Origin of the sequence: Coprococcus intestinihominis, from assembly GCF_040096555.1 — a bacterium.
GTDB classification, from domain to species: domain Bacteria; phylum Bacillota; class Clostridia; order Lachnospirales; family Lachnospiraceae; genus Coprococcus_A; species Coprococcus_A intestinihominis.
Genome location: NZ_JBBMEK010000229.1, coordinates 1 through 5,453 on the forward strand (window position 1 = coordinate 1; position 5,453 = coordinate 5,453).

Here is a 5,453-nt window from a genome sequence, read left to right on the forward strand (position 1 = left end):
ACTCCCCGTTATAAACCAGGGAAAATTCCAATGGAATACCATCTTCTTCCTCCACATGAAGCCCAATTCCTTTTCCTGCATTCAACCTTTCAGAAGGAATACTCTGATAGATCTTTACTGCCTCTTCTGCACTGTGGATATCCTCCCTGTATTCTCCATAGCGGTTAAATTCCATACATTCTGCCACATAATACGTTGTCAAACGTCCGGTGGCATTCTCGCCCATCTCACCTTTTTCCACGTAGCAATACCTCCTTTTTATGCACAAAAAAAGCACTACCGTTTTTAGCGATAATGCTCTTTGTGTTACTTCTTATTTTCTTTTTAAATGATACAGCCATGCTCAATCAGCTTCTGCTGTCTGGTCGTTAAAATAGAATATTCAAGGCTTTCCCTGTCTTGATGCAAGTAAAAACAAACAGGTTCCCTTAATTTGCTCTTTTTCGGAACAAGCTCAAAGGCAAATTGCCCACTGTCAAACCGGGCACCATCAAAGTATCCCTGAATGAACCGTTCTTCCGTATTCCCACTATGTAGCAATTCATCAATCATTACTACACCGATATAGTGTTTTTCCCTTAGCGAAGCCTCAATCTCTGCAAGGTAATCAAAAGGAGGCTCGCTAGTCTTCATAACCACAAGAATATTTTCTTTTTCTTCACTTATCACAATCATATCAAAGTTATTCATCTAACTTACTCCTTTCTCCTAATTTCTAAATCACTTCATAATATTCATCAATAATCGCCAATGCTCTTTTAATCAAATCATGAGCACCTTTTATATCCAGCATCTTTGTAGTATCAATTGGTGCTGTAGGGTCATCCCAATGTTCTATTGGATGGCGATTGCTGTTATAAAACGTATAAATATTTCCAATATACTTTACCTGCTCAGGCTTTGCATTTCCATATCTCTCTGGTTTCAGCTTATATTTTACACCTATTTTATCAAACATATCAAAATGATTTTCTTTGATGTACTGCGCATTTGGTATAATACCACATTCTATTAATGCTATTTTTAATTGTGCTTCTACAACACGAATTGCCGGCTGAGCCAAATATGTTCCATCAAACATATCATCTGTGACCTTTAAATTATACACAGCCTGATGAAGAGATCTTTCCATTTTCTTAGACGGTAGCTTATCATAAGCATTTGGCATATAAAACTGAAATTCAGAGCGAACCTCGTCTTTATCTATGTTAAGATTATATGTGTCATTAAAAATTTTAGGAATTTCTTCTACTTCTATTAATTCAGTAATATATCCAATAATAGTAGAAAATAACACTTCTGGTCTTCCTTGCATTACTACTTTATTATGCTTTTGATAATGTGTCACAACTACTCTATCTTTACTTTTGTTACATTTTAAAGAAACTGCTTTTCCATGAGCAATCTTTTTTTCATCTATAATTAGATTGTCTTTTCCAATTTCATCAACAGCAAGTGCTATAACTGTTGACAAATCTTCATCTGAAATTCCCTCAACTGTAAACCAAAAATCGCCTCTTTTAACTTTAGGAATCCCATTACCTTCTGTTAAAGCAGCTTTGGCTAATTTATCTGCTTCTTCATTATAATGATCTCCAGAATGAGCTTTTACCTTTTGATAAGAAATTTTTAGAATATCTGATTTACTCTTCATAAAATTTGCATATTTCTGAGTAAGTGTATTCTTTGCCTTCCATTCTCCTTGAGCCCACTTTTCAATTCCTTCATAATCATAACGAAGTTCTAAGTTATGATAACCATTCTTAATTGCCCATTGTACTGCATACATAGCACCAAGCATTTCACCAGCAACATTTCTAATTGCTAAAGAGTCCGGTTCATTTCCATTTCCTGATTCTCTAATAGTTTCTCCTCTTGGTGTAAGAATAATACACCCAAAAGCATATTTTCCTATTTTCTCATCAAAACTACCATCTACATATACAACTAACTGGTTTGTTGTGTTCTCTTCTATATCTACTTTTTTAATTTCTTGTATCCTATTCTCTAAATAGTTTTTCGCTTCCTCTTCTGTTTCAAAACCTTTATACTCTGCTCCCGGATATCCACTTACCGACTCTTTACACTCATTCCATGAATAAAACAAACCGGTTTGCTTACCCTTTTTTACAGCATAAACTTTTTTCTTTGCCATGTATACTCCTTCAAGATTTGGGATTATAGCATAATACAACCTGTTCGTCAAGAATTTTATGTTTACACTTTGACGATATTTGTCTATTTAGCTACTTTTATTTTCTGTTTCTTATTTTATTATACATGTTCTGTCAAAACCAGTCAATGTATTTCACTGTTGCAATAATTAATGTACCTTCTCTTTCTCACTCTTTACATAAGGAAGAGATTGCTCTGCTGCTACTTCTTCCATTTGAAAGTATTCTGGTAGTATGTTTTCTTCCCTGAAACTAAAATACCGGTTCTCAGCCACCACGATATGATCCAACACCTCAATCCCCATAAGATTGCCGGCTTCTGCCAATCGCTTTGTCACTTCTATATCATGCCTGCTTGGTTCTGGATCACCGGAAGGGTGGTTATGTGCCAAAATGATACTGCTGGCATTGGATAAAATCGCAGATTTGAATACTTCTCTTGGGTGAACCAGTACACTATTTAACGTTCCCATACCTACTACGTTGACATTAATAACCTGGTTTTTTGTCCGAAGGTTTAAAATACAGAACATTTCCCGGTCACAATCTTTTAAAAAATCCTGAAAGAGTTCTGCCACATCACAGGGATTTTTTAATTCTTTACTACTGTATAGAGGAGGTTCTTCCACCAGGCGTATACTTACCACATCTATTTTATGTGTCTTCTCCATGTTCTTCCTTTCCAAAACAAATCTCCAGCATAATTCCCTCCGGCAGATTTTTTAAAAGTCTTTCCAACTGTTCTAAATTCATTTCTATTTGATATGTTTCAGCCATTCTGCCACCTTTCCCATGATATACAAAAAGAGTGCCTGATAAAAGAACTGCACTCTTTTTGTCCTATCCTTTTTCTACTTTACCGACTTATAATTTTTGCTGTTGCCTAATTTTTTCTCGTCTGTCATACCTTTTCCTTTACAGATAAAAGAAAAAGTTCCTTTCAGATTACATTACTCCTGCTTTGTCTGCAACGCCTTTTCGTGAAGGTTGGTATTGAAAAGCGCATACAGCGGATTGGCTTCTTTTTCCATACGGTTATCAAATGGAATACAGGTATTTCCATACTTAATGATCCCCGTACCGGAAGGAGAATTATCTACATATTTTAATTGTGCTTCTGGAATTCCTGCTGCAGTGGATAATTCCTGACTGTCTACATTGGACTGCTTTAACAGGGCAATAAACTCACTGTTCCCCAGCATGGTCATGGCTGTATAGTTCTGCAGCATATCAACCAAATTTTGGGTGATTCCTGTGCATAGTCCCCCTTGCTTCCTCACTTTTTTCCAGAGGCTGAACAAAAATTTCGCACTATACTCCCGGTCAAGAACCGTATGGAACTCATCTATATAAAGCCAGGTTGCCCTTCCTTTCTTTGCGTTTTCTGCAATCCTGGCACTGATATTTTCCAGCATGACCAGAGTGGAAATGGCTCCCAGCTCTTTCCCCAGGTCCCTGGTACCATAGACAATGAACCTTGCCTGTACATTCACATTGGTATGGTTATTGAAAATATTTAAAGAGCCATTTACAAACAGCTCCAACGATAAAGCAATGTCCTTTGCCTCTTCTTCTGGCTGCTCCAACAATAACTCATAAAATTCTGACATGGTAGGGATATGCTTTTCCCTTGCCTTTGCAATGTCGATATACAGCTTTCGTACACAACGGTCTATAATGGATTTATGGCGGCTGTTTAGATTATCCCCGTAACATTGTTCACACAGCCCCAGCATAAATTCTCCTTTATCTCGGATATATCCCTGGGAATCGTTTAAATCCAGCGCCCAGACATCCATCTCCAAAGGATTGATGTAATTCTTTGTATAGGTAGACAGGTTAATGATTGCCGCCTGGTTTCCCAGGGCTTCTGCAATATCAAAATATTCCAGTGTCGGATCGATACAGATAATATCATCATCTGTTCCTAAGAACACCTGCAGCATTTCCGACTTACTGAAATAGGATTTTCCGGAGCCGGGGACACCGAATACCATTCCATTTCCATTTGCCAGTTTTTTCCGGTTTCCAATGCAAAGGTTATGAGAAACCTGGTTAATGCCATAGCAGACGCCGGACTTTTCGTTTAATTCCTGTACATTAAAGGGAAGAAGGGCTGCAATATCCCTTGTGAGCATGGTCCGCATTGTGCTGATCTGCCGGTTTCCCACTGGAAGTATGGTATTCATAGCTTCCCTCTGCTGATAATAGTGGGTTTCAATCTGGCACATGCGTCCATTGCCGATATTTTTAATGGTTTCGGTTACACTGTCTAGCTCCTTCTTGTCCTCTGCCATGATCAGGAAATTAACCCCTGTATAAAACAGGTTCTGGTCATTTTCCCGCACGTCGTCCATAAGATTTACAATCTTCTCCTTCTGGACTTTCTTGATATGAGAAATGTCACTGGAAAAGTCGTTATTTTTATTACGGACTCTCTGCTGCTTTAAAATATCATTTTCAATGCCCAGATATTTCTTCTGAAGAACCTTATTTGCCAGTTCTTTTGGTACTGGTACAATGCAGATTGTAGTGATGCTATGAACCGGAAGACTGGTAATCTCATTTAAAAAGGTATCCGATAAAGAAGACGGATATTTTTTAATGAATAATGCCCTGCATTTTTTCCGTTCCGTTTCAAAATAACCTGGGTAAAACTGCATATACCCTGGTGAAATATCATTTTTAGGATCACCGCCCTTTTTTAACGCCTGTCTGAAATCAAAGGAGAATTGTTCTTCTTCCCCTATACGGTAAAAATTGAAAAGTACCCGCAGCCGCTCTTCTGCATTTAATTCTTCAATGCAGGAACCAAGTTCTCCAAAGTTCTGTTTTAAGGTAGCTTCAAAAGTGGCAAAAAATGCTTTTGCCTGTTCGTAGGATTTCCGTTCTACACATACAGTCAGCAGTTTTTCCTGCTCAATCCCCTGCCTTCCATCTACAATGCGCTTTTCAATAATCTGGTTATAACTTCCACGCAGCCAGTTAAAACCATCTCCTTTTTCCTGGAAAAGTACATGCTCCCGGAAATCCTGCATATTTTTATTCCGATTAAAAATGGTAATAAGAAAATATACATCAATGGCATTTACCGTCTTACAATACTGCTTTAAAATCCGCATCTGTTCTTCTGCACCTGCGGTTACATAGTTAATATCCAAAAAACGATATGTCTTGGAATATATCCCCTTCCCTACTTCAAAAATGCCATTTTCTGCAATTCTCCCAATCCCCATGACTTCCTGAAGATATTTCGGGGATTTTACTGCTTTATCTGCT

Annotated in this window: 6 protein-coding genes; all 6 read right to left on the reverse strand. The window is 37.7% G+C overall.

What is annotated here, in order from left to right; translation table 11 throughout:
* Positions 1–241 (reverse strand): hypothetical protein (locus WMO25_RS14285; protein ID WP_349085859.1); only part of this gene is annotated, 241 nt, incomplete at its 3' end.
* 83 nt (positions 242–324) lie between these two features.
* Positions 325–690 (reverse strand): type II toxin-antitoxin system RnlB family antitoxin, encoded by a 366-nt coding sequence (locus WMO25_RS14290; protein ID WP_021650936.1) that lies wholly within the window; start codon positions 688–690, stop codon positions 325–327.
* A gap of 25 nt (positions 691–715) precedes the next feature.
* Positions 716–2,155 (reverse strand): ribonuclease H1 domain-containing protein, encoded by a 1,440-nt coding sequence (locus WMO25_RS14295; RefSeq protein ID WP_021650937.1) that lies wholly within the window; start codon positions 2,153–2,155, stop codon positions 716–718.
* A gap of 168 nt (positions 2,156–2,323) precedes the next feature.
* Positions 2,324–2,845, reverse strand: coding sequence for a JAB domain-containing protein (locus WMO25_RS14300; protein WP_055173282.1), 522 nt, complete (start codon positions 2,843–2,845; stop codon positions 2,324–2,326).
* The gene (locus WMO25_RS14305; RefSeq protein WP_255610470.1) at positions 2,829–2,951 is read right to left on the reverse strand and encodes a hypothetical protein; all 123 of its coding nucleotides are present in this window, start codon (positions 2,949–2,951) and stop codon (positions 2,829–2,831) included. Before WMO25_RS14305 ends, WMO25_RS14300 begins: the two co-directional genes overlap by 17 nt.
* A 173-nt stretch (positions 2,952–3,124) precedes the next feature.
* Positions 3,125–5,453, reverse strand: a 2,329-nt coding sequence (locus WMO25_RS14310; protein ID WP_349085860.1) for a VirB4-like conjugal transfer ATPase, CD1110 family, incomplete at its 5' end; no start/stop codon positions are given.